This is a genomic window from Dysosmobacter sp. Sow4_B12 (genome assembly GCF_052116665.1).
Classification (GTDB): Bacteria; Bacillota; Clostridia; order Oscillospirales; family Oscillospiraceae; genus Oscillibacter.
In genome coordinates this window covers 178,447-204,497 of record NZ_JBQKKR010000002.1, presented here as the reverse complement: position 1 = coordinate 204,497, position 26,051 = coordinate 178,447, and the positions used below count along the sequence as shown (strand labels likewise).

Sequence of the window (26,051 nt, the reverse complement as noted above, 5' to 3'; positions counted from 1 at the left end):
GGCACCCAGAAAGAGACCACAAAGAAAGGGCCCGCCGCAAAGGGAAAGAAGGACGCGGCGGAGTAAGGGAAATTCATGACACCATTTACCACACAATCGCTGGAAAGCGCTCTGACCGCCAAACTGATGCTGAACTTCGGCAAGACGCCGGAGGAGGCCACCGACCAGGAGATGATGAAAGCCTGCGCCCTGGTGCTCCGGGACGTGATGGCCATGCGGCGGGTGGAGGTCAAAAAGCAGATCCGTCGCCAGCAGCAAAAGCAGGTCCATTACCTGTCCTTGGAGTTCCTCATGGGCCGCAGCCTCATGAAAAACGCCTACAACCTGGAGGTTCTGCCCCAGCTTCGGGAGGCCTTGGAGCATCTGGGCTTCAAGGCCGCGGACATTTTTGAGATCGAACCGGACGCGGGTCTCGGCAACGGCGGCCTGGGCCGTCTCGCCGCCTGCTATCTGGACTCCATGACCACTCTGGAGATCCCCGCTGCCGGCTATTCCATCTGCTATGAGCTGGGCATCTTCAAGCAGAAGATCGTGGAGGGCCAGCAGGTGGAGCTGCCGGACAACTGGAAGGACCTGGGCGCGGCCTGGCTGCTGCCCAAGCCCGAGGAGGCGCAGACCGTCCAGTTCGGCGGTACCCTGCGGGAATTCTGGGATGACGGCCACCTGCATATCGTCAACGAGAACGCCACCTCCGTGCTGGCCGTCCCCTGCGACATGGTGGTGGCCGGCTACGGCACCGACCATGTGAACACCCTGCGCCTGTGGGACGCCCGGTCCACCAAGCCGGTGGATATGTCCCTGTTCTCCCGGGGCGAGTATCTGAAGGCGGCGGAGGAGGAGGCCATGGCGGCCACCATCGCCAAGGTCCTGTACCCCGAGGACAACCACTATGAGGGTAAGTCCCTGCGGCTGAAGCAGCAGTATTTCTTCGTGTCCGCCACCGTCCAGTCCATCGCCACCAAGCATTTGGACACCTACGGCACCTTGAAGAACTTCCACGAGAAGAACGTCATCCAGATCAACGACACCCACCCCGCCCTGGTCATCCCCGAGCTGATGCGTATTTTCATCGACGAGGCCGGCATGGACTGGGATGAGGCCTGGGACATCACCACCAAGTCCGTGGCCTACACCAACCACACCGTTCTGGCGGAGGCCCTGGAGCGCTGGCCTCAGTCTTTGATGGAGAGCCTGCTGCCCCGCGTGTGGCAGATCATCCAGGAGATCTCCGCCCGCTGGCAGCAGAAAGTGGAGGACTTCTACCACGACTCCGCCAAGACGGCCAATATGGCCATTATCTGGGGCGGCGAGGTCCGCATGGCCAATTTGTGCATCGCCGGCGGCATGGCCGTCAACGGCGTCAGCGGCCTGCACTCCGAGATCCTGAAAAAAGACGTGTTCCGGGACGCCTGCAGCATGGAGCCCTGGAAGTTCCAGAATGTCACCAACGGCATCGACCACCGCCGCTGGCTCAGTGAGATCAACCCCGGGCTGGACGCCCTGGTGAAGGAGCTCACCGGCGGAGACGATTACCTGCTCCAGCCCTTGGCGCTGCAGAAGCTGGACGCTTATGCCGATGACAAGGCTGTTCTGGAGCGCCTGGCGGCCATCAAGCGGGCCAACAAGGAGGAGTTCGCCCTGTACGCAAAAAAGACCCGGGGTGTCATTCTGAACCCCGACGCCATCTTTGACGTGCAGGTGAAGCGGCTCCACGAGTACAAGCGCCAGCTTTTGAACGTGCTGCACATCATCGCCCTGTATCAAAAGCTCCAGGACGACCCCAACGCCATCACCCACCCCCACACCTTCCTGTTCGGCGCCAAGGCGGCGCCCGGTTACGCGGTGGCCAAGCGCATCATCCGCCTCATCAACTCCCTGGCGGACCAGATCGACCACGATCCCATCTGTAAGGATAAGCTGCAGGTGGTATTCCTGGAGAACTACCGGGTCTCCCTGGCGGAGCGGCTCATGCCCGCCAGCGAGGTCAGCCAGCAGATCTCCACCGCCGGCAAGGAGGCCAGCGGCACCGGCAACATGAAGTTCATGATGAACGGCGCCCTAACCATCGGCACCCTGGACGGCGCCAATGTGGAGATGCATGACGTTCTGGGCGACGAGAACATGTTCCTCTTCGGCCTCCACGCCGACGAGGTCAGCCGCGTGAAGCGGGAGGGCTATGTGCCCCAGCGGCTGTACAGCCGGGACGATACCCTGCGCCGCTGCCTGGACGCCCTGCGCCATGGCTTCCGGGACGGTGTCAGCTACGATGACCTGTACCAGCGGCTGCTGTTCGGCGCCGGCGGAAGCCCTGCCGACGAGTACTTGCTGCTGGCGGATTTCGACTCCTACTGCCAGGCGGAGCGCCGCATGGCCGAGACCTATGCCGACCCCATGCAGTGGAACCGCATGAGCCTCCACAACATCGCCCGCAGCGGCATCTTCGCCGCCGACCGGGCCGTGGCGGAATACGCCGACAACATCTGGCACGTTCCCCACAAGTAAGAATAGCGCGGCAAAAAGCCAGGCGGAGCAGCTTGCTCCGCCTGGCTTTTTCCGGGAACGGACAGAAAAAGAAGGACAGGCGTGTCCCCTGTCCTTCTTTCAGCGCTCTTTGCTGAGCCCCAGCAGGTAGTCGGTGGACACCCCGTAGTACTTACTCAGCGTAATCAGATGGTGGATCGGCAGCTCGTTGGCGCCGCGCTCATAGCGTGCGTACATCGTCTGGGACGTTCCCAAAACTTCAGCGATCTGCGTCTGCGTCTTGTCAGCGTCCTCCCGCAAGTCCCGCAGAATGCGTACGTACTCCATTCCGTTCACTCGTCATCCCTCCGTGGTAAACACGTGATTCCTTTCAAAACACAATTTAGCATAAAAATTATGAATCGGCGGGAACAAAATACATAATTTTACTACAAATAGACAACAAATTTACTGAAAAACAGGAAAATATTGGCGATTTGCCAAAATTTTTACTAAAACGGGAACATTCTGGCAGATTTCAGCAAAAGCGGCCGCTTTTCCGAATCTGTGCCGGATTTTGCGCGGGTACTTTACAAGGCGTTTTTTTACGGATATAATACTGGTATTATGGATGATTCCGTGCATTTATAAAACAAAGCGCTGAAAAAGAGGAATTGACTATGGAATATACACAGGGCGTCCGGTTCGACAGCCTGGGGCTGTCTCCGGAGATCATGCGCGCCATCGGGCAGCGCAATATTCAAGTATCCACTCCGGTCCAGGCGGGCTGCATTCCGCCTATGATGGACTGGCAGGATGTGATCGCCAAGGCACCTACCGGCACCGGCAAGACCTTTGCCTACGGCATCCCCATTGTGGAGCATGTGGATGCGGAGGATGAGAGCGTCCAGGCGGTGATCCTGGCCCCCACCCGGGAGCTGGCCATCCAGATCACCGACGAGATCCGGATGCTGTCCACCTTCAAGCCCGGCGTCCGCTGCGTGTGCCTGTACGGCGGCCAGCCCATCGGCAAGCAGATCGACATGCTGAAAAAGCGGCCGCAGATCGTGGTGGCCACCCCCGGCCGCCTGTCGGACCACATGAAGCGCCGCACCGTCCGGGTGGAGACTGCCCAGACCGTGGTTCTGGACGAGGCGGACCGCATGCTGGACATGGGCTTCATCCACGACGTGACCCGGCTGCTGGACCGTATGAACAAGCGAAAGAACCTGGGATTGTTTTCCGCCACCATCTCCCGGGAGGTCATGGACATCGCTTGGGTCTATCAGCGGGACGCGGCGGAGATCACCGTCCGGGAGGACGAGCAGAACAAGCCGGACATCAAGCAGTTCCGCATGGAGGTGGCCCAGAACGAAAAAGCCGACGCCATTGCCCGCATCCTGGAGGAGACGGGCTTTGACCGCTGCATGGCCTTCTGCAACACCAAGGGCTCCACAGAGCGCATCACCAAGTTTTTGCAGATGCAGGGCGTGGATGCCCAGTGCATCCACGGCGACATTCCCCAAAAGCGCCGGGAGCAGGTGATGGACCTGTTCCGCCAGGGGAAGCTGCGGGTGTTCGTGTCCACGGATGTGGCCGCCCGGGGCATTGACGTGGACGATGTGGACATGGTGTTCAACTGCGACGTACCCGATGAGAACCAGGACTATGTCCACCGCATCGGCCGCACGGGCCGGGCCAAGCGCCAGGGCGTGGCGGTGACCTTCATTGCCGACTATCCCTCCAAAATGCGCATCGACGATATCGCGCAAAAGACCCGCAATGAGATCATGCCGGTAAAATTCGGCCCCGACGGCAAGCTGATGGCCGTGGAGCCTTGAGACAAATGAAAAACGCACGGGCCAGACAGCTGTCTGGCCCGTGCGTTCTTTTATGCTTCTTCCAGGGGGAGCAGGTTCTGCTCGGTCTCGGGATCAAACAGATGAATGAGGTCGCTGCGGAAGGTGAAGTGGACCTGGGTGCCGTAGGCGATGCCGCCCTTGTGCTCGCTGGACAGCTCCGTGGTGGGGACCCGGAGCACCACGTCCCGGCCGCCGGCGGTAACGTGCAGGTGGATCTCGCTGCCCATCATCTCGCTGACATCCACGGTGCCGGTGAGGCAGTGGGCGCCGGCGTCCTCGCAGAAGGAGACGTGCTCGGGACGGATGCCGATGGTCACAGGCTTGGAGGGGACGCCGTTGGCCTTCAGGCGGGCCTGGGCCTCGGGGGAGAGCTCCATGGTGGCGTCCAGGACCTTGATGCTGTAACGGCCGCCGTCAGCCACCAGCTGGCCGTCGAAGAAGTTCATCTGGGGCATGCCGATAAAGCCGGCCACGAAGATGTTGGCGGGGTGGTCAAACACCTGCTGGGGCGTGCCGATCTGCTGGATGAAGCCGTCCTTCATGATGACGATGCGGTCGCCCAGGGTCATGGCCTCAGTCTGGTCGTGGGTGACGTAAATAAAGGTGGTGTCAATGCGCTGGCGGAGCTTGATGATCTCGGCCCGCATCTGGTTGCGCAGCTTGGCGTCCAGGTTGGAAAGGGGCTCGTCCATCAAAAACACCCGGGGATTGCGGACGATGGCGCGGCCAATGGCCACACGCTGGCGCTGGCCGCCGGACAGGGCCTTGGGCTTGCGGTCTAAGTATTGGGTAATATCCAGGATCTCGGCAGCTTCCCGCACCTTCTTGTCGATCTCGTCCTTGGGGACCTTGCGGAGCTTCAAGGCAAACGCCATGTTCTCATAGACGGTCATGTGGGGATACAGGGCGTAGTTCTGGAAGACCATGGCAATGTCCCGGTCCTTGGGCTCCACGTCGTTCATGCGCTTGCCGTCGATGAGCAGGTCGCCCTCGGAGATGTCCTCCAGTCCGGCCACCATGCGCAGGGTGGTGGACTTGCCGCAGCCGGAGGGACCCACCAGAACGATGAATTCCTTGTCAGCGATCTCCAAATTGAAATCGTGGACCGCGGTCACCTTGTTGTCGTAGATCTTCTTGATGCCTTTCAGAGAAACAGTTGCCATAATGTACTGGCCGTAAGAGCCGTGCCTCCGCACAAGCTCCCTTGCAGGGGGAGGAGCGAAACCTCCTCTGCTTTACGACAGGTCTCCACACTGCCGCACCGCCGGCCGGCGGATAATGATCTCCTCCTTTTTTATGGCTGGCCTGGGGCTATGGAAATGGAGTAGCCCGGAGCCGCCTAATTGAAGAATTTGGGAAACGTGGATATACCGGATGGATGAACTCACTGCTCCAGAAGCTCGCCCTGGAACACGATGGCGCGGATGGAAAGGTCCTCCCGGTCCAGCAGGATAAGGCTTGCCTCCTTGCCCGTGTCCAGGCTGCCGGCCTGGCGGTCAATGCCGATGGAACGGGCGGGATTGTAGGAGGCGGCGCGGACGGCGTCCGCCAAGGGAACACCGAAGGCCACCGCCTGCCGCAGGCAGCCCATCAGGCTGGTGACGGACCCGGCCAGGGTCTCGGGATGGCCCAGAATGGTGGCGCGGTTGCCGTGGACCTCGATCTCCTGCCCGCCGAAGGGATACTGCCCGTCGGGCATGCCGGTGGCACGCAGGGAGTCAGAGATCAGAATGACCCGCTCCGCTCCGAAGAGCCGGAAGGTGGCACGGACAACGCTGCTGTGGATATGGATACCGTCACAGATCAGCTCCACCTGGACCTTGGGGTCGTCAAAGGCGGCGCCGATGACGCCGGGGCTGCGGTGGTGCAGGGGAGGCATGCCGTTGTAAAGATGGGTGGCGTGGTCCGCGCCGGCGGCGAAGGCGGCCGCGGCAGTGTCGTAATCCGCCGTGGTGTGGCCCACGGAAACGGCAATGCCGTCGGCCACGGCGGCGCGGATGAAATCCATGGCGCCGGGCTGCTCCGGAGCGACGGTCACCAGCTTCACACAGCCCTCCGCGGCCTTTTGCAGGCGGCGGAGCATGGCGCTGTCGGGATCATGGAGGAAATCGCCGTTCTGGGCGCCCTTTTTCGCGGTGGACAGGAAGGGCCCCTCCAGATGCAGGCCCACCAGCTGGGCACCGCCAGCGTTTTTGGCCCGGTGTGCGGCGGCGTTGCGGCAGATGGCTGTCAGCTGATCCTCCGGCAGGGTCATGCCGGCGGGACAGATGTAGGTGACGCCCTGGCTGAGCTCAAAGTCCGCCATCCGCTGGAGGCCCTCCGGGGAGGCGTCGCTGAAATCCTCCCCCACACAGCCGTGAAAATGGACGTCCACCAGGCCGGGGATCACATAGCAGCCGGACGCGTCCAGCATCCGGCCGTCACTGCTGACGGATGCCAGCAGGGGACCGTCGGTGCAGACATCCCGCTCTATAAAGCCTTTTTCCAGGTCAAAGACCTGTCCTCCGGTCACTCGCATACGTGCACTCCCGCGGCCACCAGCTTGCTGAGGGCCGCTTTGTCGCCCACCAGGACCACATCATTGTGGAGCTGGAGGATGGAGGCGGGACACTGGGGCGTGATGGGCCCACAGAACGCGTTGTACACGGCGTCGGCCTTGTCGGCGCCGCTGGCGATCAGCAGCACCCGGCGGGCGGCCATGATGCAGCCGATGCCCATGGTCAGCGCCTGGCGGGGCACATCATCCCGGCTGGCAAAAAAGCGGGCGTTGGCGTCAATGGTGCTGTCCGTGAGGTCGACCACATGGGTCTCCTTGACAAAGCTGTCGCAGGGCTCGTTGAAGCCGATGTGGCCGTTGCGGCCCAGGCCCAGCAGCTGCAGGTCGGCGTAGCCCAGGGAGCGGACCAGCCCGTCATAGCGGCGGCACTCACTGTCCGGGTCGGCGGCCAGGCCGTCGGGCACGTTGGTGTTGGCCACGTCGATGTCGATATGGTCGAACAGGTTGGTCTGCATGAAATAGCGGTAGCTCTGGTCATGGGTGGGGGCGAGGCCCTTATACTCGTCCAGGTTGACGGTGCGGACCTCCTTGAAGCTGAAGTCGCCCCGCTGGTTCCAGACGGCCAGCTGCTGATAAGTCCCCACAGGGGTGGAGCCGGTGGCCAGGCCCAGCACACAGTCCGGGCGGCGGATGACCTCGGCGGAGATAAGGTTGGCGGCACGGCGGCTCATGCCGGCGTAATCCGCCTCCTGGTAAATTCTCATTTCAAACCTCTCCTTTACCAAATAATATTCCAAACAAAACGAAAAGAATCGGGCGTAAAACCGGGCACAATGCGGAAAACCTGCTGCTGGACCGGAGAAACCGCGGCTTTGGCAGCGGCGTATGCCGCATTTCAATAAAAATACCGCGGAAGCGAAAAGCTCTTCTGTGAAAATTGTATAGGCGGGCGCCGCCGTTGTCAAGCAGTTTGGAAAGTTTTCAGCACCATGAAACAGGGAAAAAAAGAGGCGTGCCGCTGAGCGGCGCGCCTTTTCAGAAAGCTTTAGGAAAAGGATAAAAGGGCGTCCAGCCGGGACCAAACCTCCTCGCCGTCGGAGAACGTATAGACGCTGCTGTCCGTGTACAGCTGGCCGCCGCGGGTGAGGGTAAAGCTGTCGCCGCCGGCGGTGAAGCAGAGAGCGGGAGCGTCCGGCTGGCCCTCCTGTCCGCCCATCAAGCGTTTGACCTTAACACCGTCCAGCAGGGAGATGAGGTCCTCCCGCTGCTGGGCTGTCAAGACGGTTTCCGCCTGTCCGTCCAGGGACCAGGATACCTCCTCCGCCGTCCGCAGGGCCGTGGGCGTCACGCTGGAGGCCTTGTGGCTGGAGAGGGTCATCAGCAGGAAGACGGCGATGATGGCCAGGGAGATCACCGCCAGGCTCTTGGGCCGGTTGGCCTTCAGATACTTTTTGGAAAAGGCCTTGTTGGCGGCCTGGATCTCCGGGTCCTTCATGGCGGCCCTCAGATCGTCCATGCTCTCGATTTTTTTCGGCTCCACAGAACAGCCCTCCGTTTCGGGAAAGATTAAAAACAGTATAGCATAGGCGGTACAGCGAATGTGAATAAATCCTTAATTTTGTAATTTTTTGTAACTTTTTGCCCGGGGCAACTTTACATCACCGGCAAAATTCTTTATAATATATTTTCGTTACGTAAACGCGGGTGCTGCCATGCGGCACTTGATTTTTTCCAAAACCACGACAAGGAGAGCTTTCATGAAGCGTTGGAAACAATGGGCCGCCGCGGTGCTGGCGCTGGCGGTGTGGGCCGCGGTGCTGAGCGGCTGCGCCAAGGACGAGGAGGGCGTTTCCCTGGCGGTCTGCCTGGGGAGCGAGCCTGCCAGCCTGGACCCTATTTACGCCACGGCGGAGGGGGACCAGACCGTGCTGACCCATCTCTATGAAAATCTCATGCGGGTGACGGTGGACGTGTCCGGCGGCGCCACTGTCACCAACGGCATGGCGAAAAGTTACAGCTGGCAGGACAACCTGGACGGCACCATCACCTGGACCTTCCGCCTTCGCGGCGCCAAATGGTCCGACGGCCGGGCGGTGAAGGCGGAGGACTTCGTGTATGCCTGGCGGCGGCTGGCGGACCCGGCCAGCGGCTCGCCCTACGCCTCCATTTTGTCCATCGTGGCGGGCTATGACCAGGTCCGCGCCACCGGAGACACCTCCCTGCTGCAGGTCAGCGCCCGGAACGACAGTACGCTGGACGTGGTGCTCACCGGCGACTACGAGTGGTTCTTGACGGAGGTGTGCACCTCGCCCGCCACCAGTCCCCTGCGGGAGGACGTGGTGGTCCGCCTGCGGGACGCGGCGGTGGAACGCAACAAGGCCGCTGAGGCGGAGACCGGCACGGCGGGCACGGAGAAATGGTGGTCCCAGACGGAAAAGCTGGTGACCAACGGCCCCTACAAAATGAGCGCCTACGAACCCGGCGAATCCCTGTGCCTGACGGATTTTTCCAAATACTACGGCAGCCACGCCGGCCCCACGGAGTTGGTGTTCCGTTTTGCCGACACGGCGGAGGAGGCCCAGGCCCTGTATGACGGGGGAGAGGTGGACCTGGTGTGGCCCCTGGCGGACGAGGCCGTGGCGGAGCTGGCGGCGGACGAAACCTGGACGCCCACCACCGCCCTCGGCACGTACACGGTGCTGCTCAACTGCTCACAAGACGCGTTCACCGACCAGCTGGTGCGGCAGGCTCTGACGCTTGCCATCGACCGGGAGGCGGTCGCCCAGGCCGCCGGCGTGACGGCCCGGGCGGCGGAGGGGCTGGTGCCTCCCGGCGTCCCCGGCGGGGAGGAAGGCGACTTCCGCGGCGCAAACGCCCTGCTGGACAACGACCCGGAGACCTACGCCGGCCGCTGCGCCCAGGCCCGGCAGCTGCTGGAGGAGGCGGGCTATGACAGCGGCGCCGATCTGGGAGAGCTGGAATACCTGTACGAGGACACGCCGGAAAACGCCGCCGTGGCCCAGGCCCTGGCGGCCCAGTGGCAGCAGGCGCTGCGGGTGAAGGTGACCCCGGTGGCCATGCCGGCCAAGGAGCTGCGGACGGCCCTGCGCAGCGGCGAATTCACCCTGGCGGGCCTAAACGTGCGGGCCGTGGGCAACGACGCCGAGTGCTTTTTGATGCAGTGGACCTCCGACAGCGAGAGCAATTATGTCCACTATGAGAACAGCGCCTATGACACCCTCCTGGCCATCATCGCCGGCGCTGACGGCGGAACCGCCCGGATGGGCTGCCTCCACGACGCGGAGGTGCTGCTGCTGGAGGACGGCGCCGTGGCGCCCCTGTACACCACCGTCACCGCCTGGACCCTGCGGGAGAGCTATACCGGTGCCTGCCGGGATGCCAGAGGGTGGTTCTGCCTGGCGGGCGTCACCGGGCGGAGCATGTGAAAAACAGCGGATACGGACCGTCCCGGCTTTTTGGCCGGGGCGGTTTCCTTATATATAAAGGTACGGAGCCTATTTCAGCCGGTTACCATAAAACCGCGGGGCGTTTTGTTACGGCTGTGTTACAAAAGCGGGAATCCTCTTGCAAATAGAATTTGGATTTGCTATCATGCAACATGAACAGAAGAGGGAGTTTCCCCCGGCAGCCCGGCGCAGATACAGGACCGGCTAGCCACGGTATGTGTGCCGTGAAGACGGGAAAGCCTCCTTGGACGTTCAAATTTCAAATGCCGGAAGGGGACCGTAAGTCTCCGGAAGGTAAATTTTAAAGGAGGAAACACCCCATGAAGAAGTTCCTTTCTCTGGTTCTGGCTCTGGTTATGACCATGTCTCTGGTCACCATCAGCGCCGGCGCCAAGGACTTCACCGACAGCGACAAGGTCACTTATGACGACGCTATCGAAGTGATGTCCGAGCTGAAGGTTATCGACGGTTATACCGACGGTTCCTTCCGCCCCACCGTTGAGCTGAACCGTGGCGCTGCTGCCAAGATCATCTGCAACATGATCCTGGGCCCCACCACCGCTTCCGCTCTGAGCGCCTCCAGCGCTCCCTTTGTCGACGTTCCCGCTGACAGCGTGTTCGCCGGCTACATCACCTACTGCGCCAAGGAAGGCATCATCAACGGCTATGCTGATGGCACCTTCCGTCCCACCGCTCCTCTGAATGGCTATGCCTTCATGAAGATGCTGCTGGGCGCTCTGGGTTATGACGTTGACATTGAGGGTTACACCGGCGCCAACTGGTCCGTCAACGTGGCTAAGCAGGCCATCGGCATCGGCCTGGACGACGGCAACGACAACTTCGTCGGCACCAAGCATGTCACCCGTGAAGAGGCTTGCCTGTATGCGCTGAACACCCTGCAGGCCAAGATGGTCGAGTACGGCAACAAGACCACTGTCACCGTCAACGGTGCTCAGGTCGTGGTCGGCGGCTCCGAGGCCAATGACGTGAAGGCCACCACCAAGGAAGACAAGTTCAAGGAAGACGGCAAGCTGCAGTTCGCCGAGAAGTACTTCAAGGATCTGAAGACTGTTTCCACCACCGACGACTTCATGCGTCCCGCTTCCGAGTGGAAGATCAAGAACAAGTCCGTTGGCGTGTTCGCTGACGACGCTGACGCTACCTACACCGAGGAAGTCAAGGGCAAGACCGTCTATGCCGACCTGGGCTCTGACGCCAAGGACGCCAAGCTGACCTGGTATGTGGACGGCAAGTCTGCCGATGTTAAGGACTTCGCCATCGAGAAGAAGAACGACGAGAAGATCGGCGGCCAGGGCGCTCTGACCGAGGCTTACTTCGATTCTGAGGCCGAGACCGTCACCATCGTTACCGTCAACACCTATGTCCTGCAGGTCGAGCGCGACTATGACGAGGACAAGGAAGAGCTGAAGCTGACCACCGTTGATGACGACGACGCTTCTACTCCCGCTCCTGTTCCCACTAACAAGCTGACTCTGTCTGCTGACGAGATCGACGGCCTGGACGCCTTCGCTGAGGACGACATCGTTCTGGTCACCGTGGCTGGCGACGAGATCAAGTCCATCGCCAAGGCCGAGAAGGTCACCGGCGCTGTCACCGAGTTCGTCAAGGAGGACTCTGTGGTTCTGGGCGGCACCGAGTATGAGTACGCTGAGAAGTCCGGCACCGCTGAGCTGTTCGCTTACGACATCGACGAGGATTACGATGCTTACCTGGATACCTATGGCAACATCATCTATGTCAAGGGCGCCGAGGCTGATGACAACTATGTCTTCATCGACGAGTTCAACACCAGCAGCAAGCTGACCACCAACTCCAAGATCGTTGCTTACGCCTACTTCACCGATGGTTCTGAGGACGAGATCACTGTCTCCAAGGTCGCTGGCGACAAGGTCAAGGGCAAGGATTATAATGAGAATAACAAGACCGTTAACAACTGCGCCGCTAACGCCTGGTTCACCTACGTTGAGAAGAATGGCAGCTATGAGTTGACTCCCGTCACCACCGATGGCGGCAAGGTCTCCGGCAAGATCGTTGACTACAAGGACAAGGATCTGAAGACCTATGTTAAGGTCAATGGCAGCGAGGAGGCCAGGGCCACTAAGGACACCGTGTTCGTGGTTCTGGACGACGGCGATGTCAAGGTCTACACCGGCATCAAGAACGTCCCCGCCATCAACGCCGCTGCTAACTCTGAGGTCCGCTACACTCTGGATGACGGCTATCTGGGCTATGTCTTCATCGACCTGACTGATGGCTCTCACACCAAGGGCGGCACCACCAGCTCCGACATCATCTTCCTGAACGCCTTCGATAAGTACGGCAAGGATTCCAGCGACAACGAGTACTATCGTTACAAGGCTGTTGTCAACGGCGAGCTGGACAAGAAGGTCAAGTTCGACGATGTCACCACCAAGCTGTCTGCTGGCCTGTATGTCAACATCGAGTACGATGCCGAGACCGGCTTCGTGACCGACTATGATCAGGTTGGCGTTGACGATGTGGATGAGGACGACTTCGACTATCTCGCCGTCACCGGCGTTCAGTCCCAGAAGGCGGGCGTCATCACCTTCACCTATGTTAATGAGGAGAGCCAGACCGATGAGAACGCCAAGTACTACCTGGCTGACGACGCTGTCATCTTCGTTGTGAAGTATGACGACGAGGGCAAGTTCGACGAGGTCGTGACTGTTTCCGCCAAGACCCTGGCCAACGATTACGATCAGGCTGCCAAGCTGTACGGCGTGAAGAACGCTGACGGCGACTACACCGCTCTGTACGTTGACCTGGCCCACTGAGGTGGAAGCGTAATTGAAGTCAGTTTTCTGACGGAAATTACCAAACGGTAAACAAGCGAGGCCCCGCACCGAAAGGTGCGGGGCCTTGTTTTTCGTGTTTTCCCAACGTTCACAGAAGAATGGTTGCAAAAAACGGCGAAGGTGTGTATAATATCATGCTGTTAAATTCTGTGATATTGGAGTGAAGTTCCTTGGCTAAATTCCAAAGCCCCGCTGCTCCCACCCTCCGGGACCCGCTGGGGAAGGTGTATCCTTATCTGCTGCCGGTGCTGCTGTTTTTCTCCGTGACGGCCATCAGCCGTCAGTTCGCCGTGGGCTTTGCCGCGGTTTGCTTCGTTCTGGCGCTGGGACGCGCCCCCTTGGGCCGCCTGCGCCGGCGGGTTTCTTTGCTGACGACGGCAGTGGTCCTCTACTCCCTGGTGTACCTGGCCTCCGGGCTGTGGTGCCATTTCGGCGACTACGCCGCCAAGGAGAGCGCCAAGCTCCTCATCGCTCTGGCGGTGTTCGGCCTGGTGCTGGCCCGGACGGAGGAGGACAAGCTCCCCCGCCTTTTGTGGGCGCTGGACGGCGTTTTGGCCGTGGTGTCCTGGCTGTGCATTGACGCCAGCAGCTGGCAGCTTCCCGCCCGGGGCTTTTCCGCCCTTATGGGGCTGTTCCATTCCAACTACCCTCTGGACACCATCGGCTATGAGACCGGCGTCCGCATCACCGGCATTTTCTCCAACGCCAATGTCTCCGCCGGTATGATCGCCTTCGGCCTGGTGATCGGCCTGTACCTGTACAAGACCGCCGCCTGCGAAAAGGGCCGGGCGGCTGCTGCCGTGATGCTTGGCGTGGAGGCCCTGGCCTTCTTCCTGTCCTTCTCCATGGGCGCCATGGCCGCCTTCGGCGTCACCTGTCTGGTGTATGTGCTGTGCGCCGGCAAGGGCCGCCGCCTGCCGCTGTTTTTGCTGATGCTGGAGTGCGTGGCGGTGACGCTGGTGTGCGCCTTCGCCGCGTATCCCTTCCTGGGCACCGGCAGCATTTTGCCGGACCTGCTGGCCTTTGTGTGCGGCGGCGCCATCTGGGCGCTGGACCGTTTTGTGGGCCGCAGGCTGGCCGCCGCTCTGGAAAACCGGGGCAAGGTGGTGGGTGTGGCCGGCGGTGTGCTGGCCGCGCTGGCTGTGCTCTATGTGGCGCTGGCCATGAATGTCACCGGCGGCACCACACTGAACGGCGGTGAGAGCCTGCGCCGGGCCGTCTATCCCGCTCCCGGCGGGTATACCGTTGCCGTGGACGGCATTGACGCCCAGGTGCAGGTCTACACCCAGAACGAGGCCCAGCTGATGATGCACACCAACACGGTGCTCTATGAGGGAGCCTTGTCCGACGCGGCGTTCACCGTGCCGGAGGATTCCCGGGTGGTGTGGTTCGTCCTCTCCGGGGACGGGGAGCTGAACGCCGTCACCCTTTCTGACGGCACGAAGCTGCCCTTGGGGTACAAGCTGCTGCCCGGCTTTGCCGCCAACCGCCTCCAGGGCCTGCGGGCCAACCAGAACTTCATCCAGCGGCTGGTGTTCTTCCAGGACGGCATCAAGCTGTGGAAGGAAAGCCCCCTCATCGGCTGGGGCGTGGGCGGCGTGGAGGGCCAGCTCACCTCTGTTCAGAGCTTCTATTATGAGTCCAAGTATATCCACAACCAGGTCATTCAGATCATGGACGAGGCCGGCGTCTTCGGCCTTGCAAGCTTTTTGTTCCTGCTGGGCAGCGCCGTCTGGACCCTGATCCGCCGCCGGAAGGAAGAGGACCCCATCTTCCCCATGCTGGCGGCCTGCCTGACCATGATGATCTGCCATTCCATGACGGAGGTGGTCTGGTCCGCCCAGATGTACCAGGTGGTGGTGTACGCCGTTTTCGCCGTCATCATCATTCGCTGCGCGCCCGCCGCTGAGGGCCGCCGCGCCGCGGCACCGGGCATTGTGCTGACGGCGGCGCTGTGGGCCGTGGTGGTGGTGTTCGCCGCCTTCCAGGCCAGCTCTCTGCTGGCGGCCAGGTCCTTTATGGCCATGGAGGAAGAGGACCTGTCTGTCAGCCAGTTTGTGGCCCGGCTGCAAAAGCTGGACCGCATGGAGGTCTATGACGACTCCACGTACCAGATCAACGCCATGGCGAACGCTCTGCAGATGGAAACCGTGTCCGGCCGGGGCCTTGCCGCCAGCTACGCCAAAAAGCTGGAGGCCACCGGCGAGTTTGACAACTGCTACTACGCCGCCGCCCATTACTATCTGCCGGTGCGGGACTTTGAGGGGTTCTTCCGGGCCACCCGGACGGGTGTGCTGCAGGAGGGCTCCAATGCCGCCGCCTGGAACAGCATCGCCCGCCTGTACGCCCAGGCCGCTGTGCAGCTGGAGCCGGAGGACCTGGAGGAGTTCCTGGACGGCGTGGTGGCCTACCGGGACCTGCTGGAGGACTTCAACAGCTCCGGCCGCATGGAGCAGATCGTCCTGGAGGATGCGAACCGGCTGTTCCTGGACACAGCAGCCACGCTGGCGGAAAACGGCGCCGACGGTGAGGCGGCTGCCGCCCTTTTGAACACGCTGTTTGGCGAATAAAATACTTCAAAAAAACGGCTGCCTGCGGGCAGCTGTTTTTTTCGCACCTTTGCCGCACACAGGCATGCGGCAAAGGCCGTTTTCGCCCCTGTATGACAGAAGCCCAGCAGGGCCGGAAAGGGGGTGAGACCATGGAAAAAACCAGTCAGTACCAACTGAACCAGTGGGACGCCGGAGACCGCATCCTGCGGGAGGACTTCAACCGGGACAACGCCAACGTGGAAGCGGGGCTTGTGGCCCTGGGCCAGCGGGTGACGGCGGAGCAGACCGCCCGGGAGCAGGCCGTCACGGCGGAGCAGACGGCCAGAGCCCAGGCCATCAGTGCCGCGCAAAGCCAGCTGGAGAGCGCCAAGGCGGACAAAACCGCGCTGGCTGAGCTGGCCGCCCGGGTGGACGCCATGCCTTTTGTAAGGCTGCGCAGTATCACCACCAGCGCCGCCGTCAATCAGATCGATGTGGACATGAGCGGCATCGACCTGCGGCAATATGCCTTTTTGCTGGTGGCACCGCAGCTGTCCTGCGGGGAGAGCGACATTCAAGTGCGGGTCAACGGCGAGGCGAATTACTGGTATTACCGGGACAACAGTACCCGGAATTACCTGATCAGCTTCAATTCTGTTTCAGAAGAGTACAATTGCGCTTTCAAGCTCATGGGCCTGGGAGAGAGCATCAACGCCGTTGGCGAGTATATCGGCGGCAGAGGCTACGGCGGCGTCACCTATGGACATATGAGTGAAAACAGCGGCTCCACCAGCAGCACCCTGCAGACACTGAACTTCCTGGGTGAGGACGGCGCTGTGATCGCGGCAGGGGGAAAAATCACGATTTATGGGGTGAGATTATGACCATTGAAGTGCTGGTGTGCCGCGCGGACGGCACCCAGACGGTGGAACAGCGGGAGGTCCCGGTGGAGTATCTTCGAAAAATGGAGCAGGAAAACGCATAAGAGCAATGCCCCGCACCCTTCGGTGCGGGGCATTGCTCTTTCGGAGAGCTTATGTTTTCACGGCGGAGAGGTACAGCGCCATCACCTGGGGCAGCACCCGGTCAAGACGGTAGGGCTCCGCAGCCTCCCGGGCGGCAGCGCCCATGGCGGCGGCCCGCTCCGGTGATTCCAGCAGCTGCCCCACGGCACGGGCGAACGCCGCCTCGTCGCCGTAGGGGTACAGCAGGCCGGTGGCGCCGTTGGAGATAAGGTCCGTGTGGCCCTTTACGGCGCTGACCACGGTGGGCAGCCCCGCATGCATGGCCTCCATGATGTTGAAGGGCAGGCCCTCGGACCGGCTGGCGGACACAGCGGCGTCCGCCATGGCGTACCACGGCCCCATGTCGGACACGTAGCCGGGAAACAGTACCCGGTCCTCCACCCCCAGCTGTCCCGCAAGGGCTTGGCACGCCTCCAGCAGGGCGCCCCGGCCCGGCAGGGCCAGCTTCACCCGCCGCGGCAGCAGCGGCAGCGCCCGCAGAAGAGTGGCCTGGTTTTTTCGGCCGGAAAACTCCGCGGCGTACAGCAGAAGGAAGTCGTCTTCCCGGATGCCCAGCTCCTCCCGGGCGGCTGCCCGCCGCTCCGGAGACAGGGGGCGCAAACGGTCAAAGTCCACGCCCACGCCGGGGATGTTCTCGATCCGCTTGCCCAGGCGGTATTTCCGGGCGGCATCGCAGTCCCAGCGGTTCATGGTCAGCAGCAGGTCCGTCTGGGGAGCCGTCACACGTTCGGCGGTCAGCAGGACGAAGCGCTTGAGCGGCGGTGTGGCGTCGTCGAACAGGTAGCCGTGGGCCATGTTCACCACCGCCGGCCGGTTCCGGAGGCCCGCCGCCGCCCGGCGGACGAAAAAGGCCGCCAGGGAGGTGTGGACGCACACCAGGTCATAGGCGTGCTGCTCCATCAGACCGCGCAGCTGCCGCTGGGCCCGGAAATTGGCGGGTGACGACATCTTCTTTTCAAAGGGCAGCTGAACGCAAAGCTCCGCCTCCGGAATGTCCCGGGGCTCGCCGCCGCAGGCGGCGTGGACGGTCCAGCCCAGCTGCCGGAAGGCCAGCAGGTAGGGCCTGTGGAAATTGGCGATGTGGGACCAGGTGGACGCCACGAACAATACGGTGCCCGGCATGGAGGGACCTCCTTGTGATGGTATCGTTAAGGACCATTATAGGTGGAAGCAATTGTCTTTGCAAGAAATTTGACAGGATGTGACGGAATGAGTACAATAGAAGCAGAGTTTGACATCACAAAGGAGCTCATTCATGATCAAAGAAAATCAGCGGCTTTTGAATCAGCTGCATGTGTTCTCCGACGGACTGCTGGTGTTCTTCTCTATGATGATCGCCTACTGGGTCCGCTTTTATGTGTTTACCGGCATCGAGGGGATCCCCTTTTCCTACTATATGAGGCTGGCGGGCGTGGCTGTGGCGCTGTGTCTGCTGTCCTACGCCATGGCGGGACTGTACAGCTCTTACCGCTCCATCCGTTTCCACCGGGAGGCCGCCCGCTTCCTCTGCGCCAATACTCTGGACACCGTGTGCCTTATGGCCGGACTGTTCGTGTTCCGGCTGGAGCACATGTCCCGCTGGACACTGGTGTTTTTCTTTCTGGTGAGTTCGTTTCTGCTTTTGAGCAAGCGGGCCGCCATGCGGCTGCTTTTGCGGCGCTACCGGCGCATGGGCTACAACCAAAAGCACGTCATTTTGGTGGGCTGCGGTCCCATGGCGGAAAACTACCTGCGCAGGGTCCGGGCGGACAAGAACCTCGGCTTCCAGGTGGACGGCTATGTGGCGGAGAGCAACGCATGGAAAGCGCTGCCCTGGCGGGGGCCATACAGCCAGCTGGAGCAGGTGCTGGATACCTATGCGCCGGACGAGGTGGTGGTGGCCATTCCCGCCCAGGATGAGGGGAAAATGCCCAAGATCATCGCCGCCTGCGAAAAAACCGGCACAAAAGCCTCCGTCATCCCCTTTTACGCCGCCTACATCCCCTCCAACCCCCAGGTGGACAACATCGACGGCCTGCCTATGATCAACCTGCGGCGCATTCCGCTGGATAACCTGGGCAACGCCTTCCTCAAGCGGGCCTTTGACATTTTCGGCTCCCTGGTGCTCATCGTGCTGACCTCGCCGCTGATGCTGGCGGCGGCGGTGGGCGTGAAGCTGTCCTCTCCCGGCCCCATTATTTTCAAGCAGCTGCGGGTGGGGAAGAACAAAAAGGAATTTTACATGTACAAGTTCCGCTCCATGCGGGTGAACGCCCGGGAGGAGACCGGCTGGAGCACGGATGTGGACCCCCGCAAGACCGCCTTCGGCTCCTTTATCCGCAAGTGCTCCATCGACGAGCTGCCCCAGTTTTTCAACGTCCTAAAGGGGGACATGAGCCTGGTGGGCCCCCGGCCGGAGGTGCCCCATTACGTGGAGCAGTTCAAGGAGGAGATCCCTCGCTACATGGTCAAGCACCAGGTGCGCCCCGGCATCACCGGCTGGGCCCAGGTGAACGGCCTCCGGGGAGACACCTCCATCCGGGACCGCATCGAGCACGACCTCTATTACATCGAAAACTGGAACATCCTCTTTGACGTGAAAATTTTGCTGATGACGCTGTTCAAAGCGGTAAACAAGGAAAAGCTGAACGTGTGAAAAAAGCGGGGAGGCCCCCCCGCTTTTTCACTGAAAGGACGTGACAGATATGGTGGGACGGTTCGCGCCCTCCCCCAGCGGGCGCATCCACTTGGGCAACATCCTCTGCTGCCTGCTGGCCTGGCTCAGTGCCCGGCGGCAGGGGGGAGCGGTGGTGCTGCGCATCGAGGACCTGGACACCGCCCGCTGCCCCCGGCGGTACGCCCAGCAGATGGAGGCGGACCTTCACTGGCTGGGCCTGGACTGGGACCGGGGCCCAGGGGTGGGCGGCCCCGACGGGCCGTACTATCAAAGCGAGCGGACGGCGCTGTACCAGGCGGCCCTTCAAAAGCTGGAGGAGAAGGGGCTGGTGTATCCGTGCTTTTGCACCCGGGCGGAGCTCCACGCCGCCAGCGCCCCCCACCGGGAGGACGGGCAGGTGGTCTACGCCGGCACCTGCCGCGCCTTGACCGCCGCCCAGGCGGCGGAAAAGCGGCGTCTGACGGGCCGGGAGCCCGCCCTGCGGCTGCGGGTGCCTAACGAGGAGCTGTCCTTTACAGACGGCCACATGGGCCTTTACAGGGAAAACCTCGCCAGGGACTGCGGCGACTTCCTCCTGCGGCGGTCCGACGGGATGTTCGCCTACCAGCTGGCGGTGGTGGTGGATGACGCCGCCATGGGCGTCACGGAGGTGGTCCGGGGCGCCGATCTGCTGGCCTCCACCCCCCGGCAGCTGCTGCTGTACCGGCTTTTGGATTTGCCGGCGCCGTCTTTTTTCCATTTTCCGCTGCTGCTCTCCGCCGACGGCCGCCGCCTCAGCAAGCGCAACGCCGACGCGGGCCTGGACGTGCTGCAGGGCCGCTGCACGCCGGAGGAGGTGTTGGGGAAGCTGGCGTACCTGGCGGGCTTCAACCCCTCGGCGTCGCCGAAAAGCGCACGGACGCTGCTGGCGGACTTTGACTGGGACAAGGTGCCCCAAGAGGACATCCGCATCCCGGAGGGACTGTTTTAAAACGAGGGACCGCAAAACCTGCGGTCCCTTGCTTCGTTATGGGGCAATGATCTCCCGGACGGTCAGCACCGTACCCGCCACGGAGAAGCGGACCTCCATGCCGGCAAAGGTGAAGCCGTACACCCGGTCCGGGTCGTCCTGGTAGTGGGGGCGGGGGTCCTGGGCCAGCACGCCCCGCAGAGCCTCCCGGCGGTGCTCCGGCACCTTTTCCAGCAGCGCCGGGGGAATGACCACCGTCAGCGTCTCCCCGGCGGGGGCGCTGGCAAAGCCCCCTACGGCGTCCGGATGGCTGTCGCCGTAAGGGATGTAGGGCTTGATGTCAAAAATAGGCGTACCGTCCACCAGGTCGGCGCCACGCACATGGAGTACCGGCCCCAGGTCCGCCGTCAGCTCCACCCGCTCCAGCCGCACGGAGGAAAGACCGATGGGGTTGGGGCGGAAGGGGGAACGGGTGGCGAACACCCCCATGCGGACATTGCCGCCCAGACGGGGCGGCCGTACCGTGGGGGACCAGGTGTCCCGCACCGCTTGGTGGAAGGCCCAGATGAGCCAGATGTGGGAAAAGCCCTCCAGGCCCCGGACGGCGTCGGGATTCCGAAACGCCGGCTCAAAGACCACGGATGCCTCCAGATCGTCCACCAAACCGCTTTGCCGGGGCACGCCGAACTTGGAGGAAAAGTCGCTGCGGATGCGGGCGACCACCTGCATGGGAAATACCTGCTCCATGAAAAGACCTCGTTTCTTGGTTGAGTCAATGCCATTATACAGGAGACGCCGCCAAAAGGAAAGCAGGCGCTTTCGTTTTTCCGAAAGCGCCTGCCTGCTTAAAAGTGAATGGCGTCGGGATCATGTACCAGACACCACGCGGCGGCAAAGAGGACCAGGGCGGCGCACACGATGAGGCAGCACAAAACCATGCCCACCCAGTCGTATTTCACGCGCCCGCCGCCCCGGGCGGCCAGCAGGGTCTCCACTCCCAGGCTGATGAGGGCCAGGGGAGAGAACTGCAAAAGCCAGGTGAATTTCAAATCGGGAAAAAACATGGACACCAGCATGGCAAGGCCAGACACCACCAGCACCAGGCCGAAGGTAAAGGTGCCCACCCGGCGGCAGGGCCGGGGCATCTGCTCAGAGTTCTCCATGGCCGTCCTCCTTATCTGCCGGCGGCGGGGTAAAGGCGGGGATGTCGTCGGCGGGAGGAGCTTTGGGTCCCCGGATGAACCAGACGCCCAGGGCGATGATGCCGATGGTCACCGCCAGACGGGGCACATCCCGCAGCAGGATGTTGTACAGCCACCAGGAATCGAAGAACTGTCCCAGGAAATCTACCACCCAGTCGGCCACGGTGGTGTACAGGATGCACACACCCAGCACCACCAGGCCCCAGCCCACCAGACTGTGGCGCCTGCGGCAGAGAAGGGCCATCCGCTCCCCGTCCGCTAGGTCCAGGCCCAGCAGGAAGGCGTCCGCTGGGGCGGTGCCCTCGTCCAGCCGGGCGCGGAGGTTGTAGCTGTCAAAAAAGGCATACAGCCAGACGGGCAGCGCAAGCACCGTCAAAGCGCCGATGTTCAAAAAGACGGCAATGGCGAAAAGACCGCAAAAGACCGTCAGCAGGGACATGCCCCGCCTCATATAGCCCTGGTGCATCTGGCCGCAGCCGGGGATGCAGGAGCTGATGAAAAACAAAAGTCCTTGTTTTCGTTTCATGGATTTCCTCCTTGGGCGGACCGCAGGACAGTTCCGCCGAGATCGTCAAACATATCGTTGAACCGGGAGAGGGCGCCGTCCAGAGAGTCGCTCCACCGCTGGGGCCAGCTCTGAAGCCGCTGGGGGACCTCCGGCAGGGACGGCCGCTTGGGAAGGGGAACGGCGGCGCTGCCCCACAGCACCGTCAGCGCCAGGGCCACGGCGGCCGCGGCGGTGGCATACCGGCTGGTGAGAAGGCGGAGGGTCCTGGCCCGGACGCGCCGCCACAGGCTCTCCCGGCAGCTGTGGGCGGGGGTCAGCAGGGGCGTCTTTGTCAGCAAATCGGTGTACCGCTGGAGACACTGGTCGCAGTAGGCCAGGTGCTCCGCCATTTCCAGGCGGGCCAGCTCATCCGGTACTTCCTCATGGGCCAGGGCCAGCAGGGCGCCGTCCGTCAAATGGCCCGCAGGGTCAAACAGTTCCATGGCGTTCTCTCCTTTCCAGCTGTTCCCGCAAAAGCCGTTTTCCACGGGAGAGCTGTGTATGTATGGTCTTGACCGGCCGCCCCAGAGCCAGGGCCGCCTCCTCCGGCGACCGCTCCTCCAGCAGGCACAGCCTGCACACCGGGCGGTAGGGCTCCCGCAGCTGGTCAATGAGGGCGGCAATGTCCGCCGCTTCGCTCTGGGCGATGGCCACCTCCTCCGTGGGGGGAGACAGCCCAGGCGGCATGGCCTCGTCACCCGGCAGGACCGTGCGCCGGTTCCAGGCGCTTTGCAGGTAGTCCTTGGCCTTGTTGGCGGCGATGCGCCCCAGCCACTGCCGCTCATAGCCCGCCGGCATGGTGTTCCGGTGGAGGTAGGCGGAAAGAAAGGTCTCCTGTGTCAGGTCCTCCGCCGCGGCGGCGGAGCGCACCAGCTGAAAGCAGATGGTGTACACCAGCCGTTCATACTGCTCTACCAGCCGGGAAAAGGATTCTTTTGTCCAATCAGCCACGCCGCGCCGCCACCTCCTCTCGTCCCTTGACGACCATAGTACGAAACAGCGGTGGGAGATTCTTCAACCGTTTGAAAATTTTTTCGCGTGGAATAAAAAGAGAGACGGGTTTCCCCGTCTCTCTTTCCGGTTACAGCGCCGGGACCACCACCGGCACGCCCCGGACGCGCTCCACCGCGGCGTCCATGCCGTAGACGGCCCGGATGTTCTCCGGATTCACCACATCCACGCCGCCGCAGGCAAAGACCCTGCCGCCGTGGAGGAACAAAAAGCGGTCACAGAACCGCAGCGCCAGATTCAGATCATGGATGACCAGCACGGCGGTGATGCCCCGCTCCCGGCAAAAGCGCCGCACCAGTCCCAGCACCTCGTACTGGTTCTTCAGGTCCAGGCTGCTGGTGGGCTCGTCCAGAAGCAACAGCTTGGGCTCCTGGACCAGGGCCCGGGCCAGCAGGATCTTTTGCTGCTCACCGCCGGAGAGCTGGTCCGGATACCGCATGGCAAAGGGCTCCAGCTCCAGCTGCCCCAGCGTGTCGGCCACCACGGCCCGGTCCCGCTGGCTGACGCCCCACTTCATGTGGGGCTTCCGCCCCAGCAGCAACGTGTCGTACACCGTCAGCCGGGGGAGGGGGGCGCTTTGGGCCATGAGGGCGGATGTCCGGGCCAACTCCTCCAGGGGCAGGGTCAAAATGTCCCGCCCGTCCACCAGCACCCGGCCGGCCTGGGGACGCAGGATGCGGCTGAAGCACTTGAGGAGGGTGCTTTTCCCGGCACCGTTGTTGCCCAGCACCGCCAGACACTCCCCGGTGCCGGCTGAGAAGGAGACGTCCTCCAAAATTTTCCGCCCGCAGGGATAGGAGAAGCTCAGATGCTCCACAGTCATCACAGGCGGTCCCTCCCTTTGAACAGCATGTACAAAAACAGCGGCGCTCCCAGAAAGGAGGTGATGGCGCCGATGGGCAGCACCACGGGGGAGAGGACCTGCCGGGCCGCCAGGTCTCCCAACAACAGCAGCAGCGACCCCATGAGGGCGGAGCCCGGCAGCAGCCAGCAATAGTTGCCGCCCACCATCCGCCGCACCAGGTGGGGAGCCACAAGGCCGATGAAGTTGATGACGCCCACGTAGGCCGCCACCACGGAGCAGACCAGGGAGCACAGCAGCACGTTCCAAAGCCGCAGGCCCTCTACGTGTATGCCCAGGCTGACGGCGATGTGGGCGCCGCTTTCCAGGGCGTTGTAGTTCCAGCGGTTCACAAGGAATACCGCCGTGGCCGCCAGGACCACCAGGGCCATGATGCGCACCTCCCGCCAGGAGGTGCGGCCCAGGTCGCCGAAGGTCCAGAACACCACGCTGGAAAGCTGCACGTCGTCGGCGAAGTATTGCAGCAGGGTGGACGCGCCGGAAAACAGGGAACTGAGGGCAACACCCGCCAAAACCATGGCCTCCGGCGTGATGGACCGCAGCCGGGACAGGGCCAGGATCACCAGGGACACCGCCATGCTGCACACAAAGGCGCACACGCTGATGGTGACGGGAGAGGTGAAGGACATGGAGCCGGAGACGCTGCTGCCGGACTGAATGCCGGCCCCCAGCACCACGATGGCGAAGGCGGCGCCGAAGCTGGCACCCTGGGAGATGCCCAGGGTGGAGGCGGAGGCCAGGGGGTTGCGCAGCACGGACTGCAGCACGCAGCCGCAGATGCCCAGTCCCGCGCCGCCAAGCAGAGCGGTGCAGATACGGGGCAGACGGAGGCTGCGCACCACAGTGTTGACGCTTTTGTCGGCGGCCCTGCCGAACACGCCCCGCACCAGCTCCGGCAGGGGCGTTTCATAGGACCCGCACCACAAAGAGACCAGCACGGCGCACACCAGCGCCGCTGCCAGCACCAGCAAAAAGGCCGTGTGCCGTCCCCGGTGCCAGTCGTAGGACTCCGGCGCCTGGTGCCGGAGAGTCGGATGGTTCATGTCACTCCCCCAGTTTCAGTTCTGTAAAGGTGTATCCCTGGGCGGCATACTGGCTGTACGCGTCCTCCACCCCCAGCAGCGTTTGGAAGATCTCATCGAACTTCTCCGCCGGGTCGATGTCGGCGAACTGCTCGGGATAGAGGACCGTGCCGGCGTAATAGGCGTCCGCCAGGGCAAGCTCCGCGTTGGTGGCGCTGGAGCGGAAGGAGATCTGGGCGTACAGCCGGCCATTTTTCACGGCGGAGAGACCCTCATAAAAGGCGGGATTCACGGCGTGGTTTTCACGGATGAGGTCCATGCCGTTCCAGTCCAGAAAGATCACATCCGGGTCCCACAAGAGCACCTGCTCCATGTCGATGCTGAAGGGGCCGGATTGGCCGGTCCGGTCCGCCAGGTTCCGGGCGTGAATGGCCGCCAGGGGCGGATAGCCCGCCTCGGTGCCCTCGAAGCCGTGGGCGCCCTTGTAGGAGACTCCCGCCACATACACCGTGGGCTTGTCCGCCTCCGGGATGTCCCGGGTGCGCTGGTCCAGGTCCTGCCGGGCCGCCAGCAGGTAATCCCGCAGCTCCTCCGCCCGGTCCTCCCGGTGGTAGACCTCTCCCAGCAGGGAGAGGGTGGCCAGGGCCGCCTCGTCGAACATGCCCTCGTTGAGGGGGATGGCCACCACGGGGATGCCGGTGCGGGACTGGAGGGCATCGGCGGCGTCGGCATCCAGGTAGGCCACGATGACGTCCGGCGCCAGACGGAGAATGTCCTCGTCATAGGTGGTGCCGTTGTCTCCGGTCACCGGCAGGGCGGAGAACAGCTCCCGGTTAAAATAGCTGAAGGGCTTGGCGATGGTGGCTTTCTGCTCTCCCTGCTCCACGCCTACCACCAGGTCCTGGGCCTGGAGATAGACGGTGTAGCGCAGAGCGCCCACGCCCACGCACACCACGGAGGTTACCTCCTCCGGCAGCGCCACCTGGCGGCCGCAGGCGTCGGTGACGGTGCGGAGAGCATCACCGGGCGCCTCTGGGACACCTGCCGTTTGGGTGCCGCAGGCCGATAAGAACAAGAGGGAAAGGCAGAGAAAAATAATTGGCAGTTTCTTCATGTAAACCTC

22 protein-coding genes are annotated in these 26,051 nt (G+C 62.5%); 8 read left to right on the top strand and 14 right to left on the bottom strand.

Features of this window, described 5'->3' with window-relative positions; all coding sequences use genetic code 11:
• Positions 1-75 precede the first annotated feature (75 nt).
• Positions 76-2,502 (top strand): glycogen/starch/alpha-glucan phosphorylase, encoded by a 2,427-nt coding sequence (locus tag ACTQ4R_RS04955; protein WP_441626413.1) that lies wholly within the window; start codon positions 76-78, stop codon positions 2,500-2,502.
• A gap of 99 nt (positions 2,503-2,601) precedes the next feature.
• Here the strand turns inward: ACTQ4R_RS04955 and ACTQ4R_RS04950 are convergent, their stop codons facing one another.
• On the bottom strand, positions 2,602-2,808 hold the full coding sequence (locus ACTQ4R_RS04950; RefSeq protein ID WP_325194862.1) for a helix-turn-helix domain-containing protein: 207 nt from the start codon (positions 2,806-2,808) through the stop codon (positions 2,602-2,604).
• Positions 2,809-3,140: 332 nt separating this feature from the next.
• Here ACTQ4R_RS04950 and ACTQ4R_RS04945 point away from each other — a divergent pair, with 332 nt between their 5' ends.
• Positions 3,141-4,301, top strand: a complete 1,161-nt coding sequence (locus ACTQ4R_RS04945; RefSeq protein ID WP_441626410.1) for a DEAD/DEAH box helicase — start codon at positions 3,141-3,143, stop codon at positions 4,299-4,301.
• Between the two features lie 50 nt (positions 4,302-4,351).
• On the opposite strand, the gene ACTQ4R_RS04940 is transcribed toward ACTQ4R_RS04945, so the two are convergent.
• The 4 genes from ACTQ4R_RS04940 to ACTQ4R_RS04925 all read right to left on the bottom strand — a co-directional run bounded on the left by ACTQ4R_RS04940 (position 4,352) and on the right by ACTQ4R_RS04925 (position 8,359).
• Positions 4,352-5,485: an ABC transporter ATP-binding protein gene (locus tag ACTQ4R_RS04940; protein WP_441626408.1), complete on the bottom strand. Its 1,134-nt coding sequence runs from the start codon at positions 5,483-5,485 to the stop codon at positions 4,352-4,354.
• Between the two features lie 221 nt (positions 5,486-5,706).
• Complete coding sequence (gene nagA / locus ACTQ4R_RS04935) at positions 5,707-6,840, bottom strand: N-acetylglucosamine-6-phosphate deacetylase (protein WP_441626406.1); 1,134 nt, start codon at positions 6,838-6,840, stop codon at positions 5,707-5,709.
• Positions 6,831-7,583, bottom strand: coding sequence for a glucosamine-6-phosphate deaminase (gene nagB, locus ACTQ4R_RS04930; RefSeq protein ID WP_441626404.1), 753 nt, complete (start codon positions 7,581-7,583; stop codon positions 6,831-6,833). Before nagB ends, nagA begins: the two co-directional genes overlap by 10 nt.
• Before the next feature lie 281 nt (positions 7,584-7,864).
• Positions 7,865-8,359, bottom strand: a complete 495-nt coding sequence (locus ACTQ4R_RS04925; RefSeq protein WP_441626403.1) for a hypothetical protein — start codon at positions 8,357-8,359, stop codon at positions 7,865-7,867.
• A gap of 217 nt (positions 8,360-8,576) precedes the next feature.
• On the opposite strand from ACTQ4R_RS04925, the gene ACTQ4R_RS04920 reads away from it, so the two are divergent.
• From ACTQ4R_RS04920 to ACTQ4R_RS04905, 4 genes are all read left to right on the top strand, one after another.
• Positions 8,577-10,265 (top strand): peptide ABC transporter substrate-binding protein, encoded by a 1,689-nt coding sequence (locus tag ACTQ4R_RS04920; RefSeq protein WP_441626401.1) that lies wholly within the window; start codon positions 8,577-8,579, stop codon positions 10,263-10,265.
• Between the two features lie 341 nt (positions 10,266-10,606).
• Positions 10,607-13,102, top strand: a complete 2,496-nt coding sequence (locus ACTQ4R_RS04915; protein WP_441626399.1) for an S-layer homology domain-containing protein — start codon at positions 10,607-10,609, stop codon at positions 13,100-13,102.
• Between the two features lie 191 nt (positions 13,103-13,293).
• The gene (locus ACTQ4R_RS04910; protein WP_441626397.1) at positions 13,294-15,693 is read left to right on the top strand and encodes an O-antigen ligase family protein; all 2,400 of its coding nucleotides are present in this window, start codon (positions 13,294-13,296) and stop codon (positions 15,691-15,693) included.
• 131 nt (positions 15,694-15,824) lie between these two features.
• On the top strand, positions 15,825-16,538 hold the full coding sequence (locus ACTQ4R_RS04905) for a hypothetical protein (protein WP_441626395.1): 714 nt from the start codon (positions 15,825-15,827) through the stop codon (positions 16,536-16,538).
• A 150-nt stretch (positions 16,539-16,688) separates the two neighbouring features.
• Here the strand turns inward: ACTQ4R_RS04905 and ACTQ4R_RS04900 are convergent, their stop codons facing one another.
• Positions 16,689-17,801 carry a glycosyltransferase gene (locus ACTQ4R_RS04900; RefSeq protein ID WP_441626393.1) on the bottom strand — a complete coding sequence of 371 codons (1,113 nt, stop codon included), beginning with the start codon at positions 17,799-17,801 and terminating at the stop codon, positions 16,689-16,691.
• 133 nt (positions 17,802-17,934) lie between these two features.
• Here ACTQ4R_RS04900 and ACTQ4R_RS04895 point away from each other — a divergent pair, with 133 nt between their 5' ends.
• Together ACTQ4R_RS04895 and gluQRS are read left to right on the top strand one after the other, a co-directional pair.
• A complete protein-coding gene (locus tag ACTQ4R_RS04895) occupies positions 17,935-19,314 on the top strand; it encodes an undecaprenyl-phosphate glucose phosphotransferase (RefSeq protein WP_441626392.1) in 1,380 nt (459 codons plus the stop codon).
• A gap of 49 nt (positions 19,315-19,363) precedes the next feature.
• Positions 19,364-20,305 (top strand): tRNA glutamyl-Q(34) synthetase GluQRS, encoded by a 942-nt coding sequence (gene gluQRS, locus ACTQ4R_RS04890; RefSeq protein ID WP_441626390.1) that lies wholly within the window; start codon positions 19,364-19,366, stop codon positions 20,303-20,305.
• Between the two features lie 36 nt (positions 20,306-20,341).
• On the opposite strand, the gene tsaA is transcribed toward gluQRS, so the two are convergent.
• From tsaA to ACTQ4R_RS04850, 8 genes are all read right to left on the bottom strand, one after another.
• Positions 20,342-21,031: a tRNA (N6-threonylcarbamoyladenosine(37)-N6)-methyltransferase TrmO gene (tsaA, locus tag ACTQ4R_RS04885; RefSeq protein WP_441626388.1), complete on the bottom strand. Its 690-nt coding sequence runs from the start codon at positions 21,029-21,031 to the stop codon at positions 20,342-20,344.
• A 98-nt stretch (positions 21,032-21,129) separates the two neighbouring features.
• Entirely contained in the window at positions 21,130-21,447 is a 318-nt protein-coding gene (locus ACTQ4R_RS04880; protein WP_441626387.1) for a hypothetical protein, read from the bottom strand.
• The gene (locus ACTQ4R_RS04875; protein ID WP_441626385.1) at positions 21,434-22,012 is read right to left on the bottom strand and encodes a hypothetical protein; all 579 of its coding nucleotides are present in this window, start codon (positions 22,010-22,012) and stop codon (positions 21,434-21,436) included. The genes ACTQ4R_RS04880 and ACTQ4R_RS04875 overlap by 14 nt, the downstream gene beginning before the upstream one ends.
• On the bottom strand, positions 22,009-22,476 hold the full coding sequence (locus ACTQ4R_RS04870) for a hypothetical protein (protein ID WP_441626383.1): 468 nt from the start codon (positions 22,474-22,476) through the stop codon (positions 22,009-22,011). The genes ACTQ4R_RS04875 and ACTQ4R_RS04870 overlap by 4 nt, the downstream gene beginning before the upstream one ends.
• The gene (locus ACTQ4R_RS04865; RefSeq protein WP_441626381.1) at positions 22,463-22,984 is read right to left on the bottom strand and encodes an RNA polymerase sigma factor; all 522 of its coding nucleotides are present in this window, start codon (positions 22,982-22,984) and stop codon (positions 22,463-22,465) included. Before ACTQ4R_RS04865 ends, ACTQ4R_RS04870 begins: the two co-directional genes overlap by 14 nt.
• Before the next feature lie 130 nt (positions 22,985-23,114).
• Positions 23,115-23,867, bottom strand: coding sequence for an ABC transporter ATP-binding protein (locus ACTQ4R_RS04860; protein ID WP_441626463.1), 753 nt, complete (start codon positions 23,865-23,867; stop codon positions 23,115-23,117).
• Positions 23,867-24,949, bottom strand: coding sequence for a FecCD family ABC transporter permease (locus ACTQ4R_RS04855; RefSeq protein WP_441626379.1), 1,083 nt, complete (start codon positions 24,947-24,949; stop codon positions 23,867-23,869). Before ACTQ4R_RS04855 ends, ACTQ4R_RS04860 begins: the two co-directional genes overlap by 1 nt.
• Before the next feature lies 1 nt (position 24,950).
• Positions 24,951-26,042 carry an iron ABC transporter substrate-binding protein gene (locus ACTQ4R_RS04850; protein WP_441626377.1) on the bottom strand — a complete coding sequence of 364 codons (1,092 nt, stop codon included), beginning with the start codon at positions 26,040-26,042 and terminating at the stop codon, positions 24,951-24,953.
• Positions 26,043-26,051 lie beyond the last annotated feature (9 nt).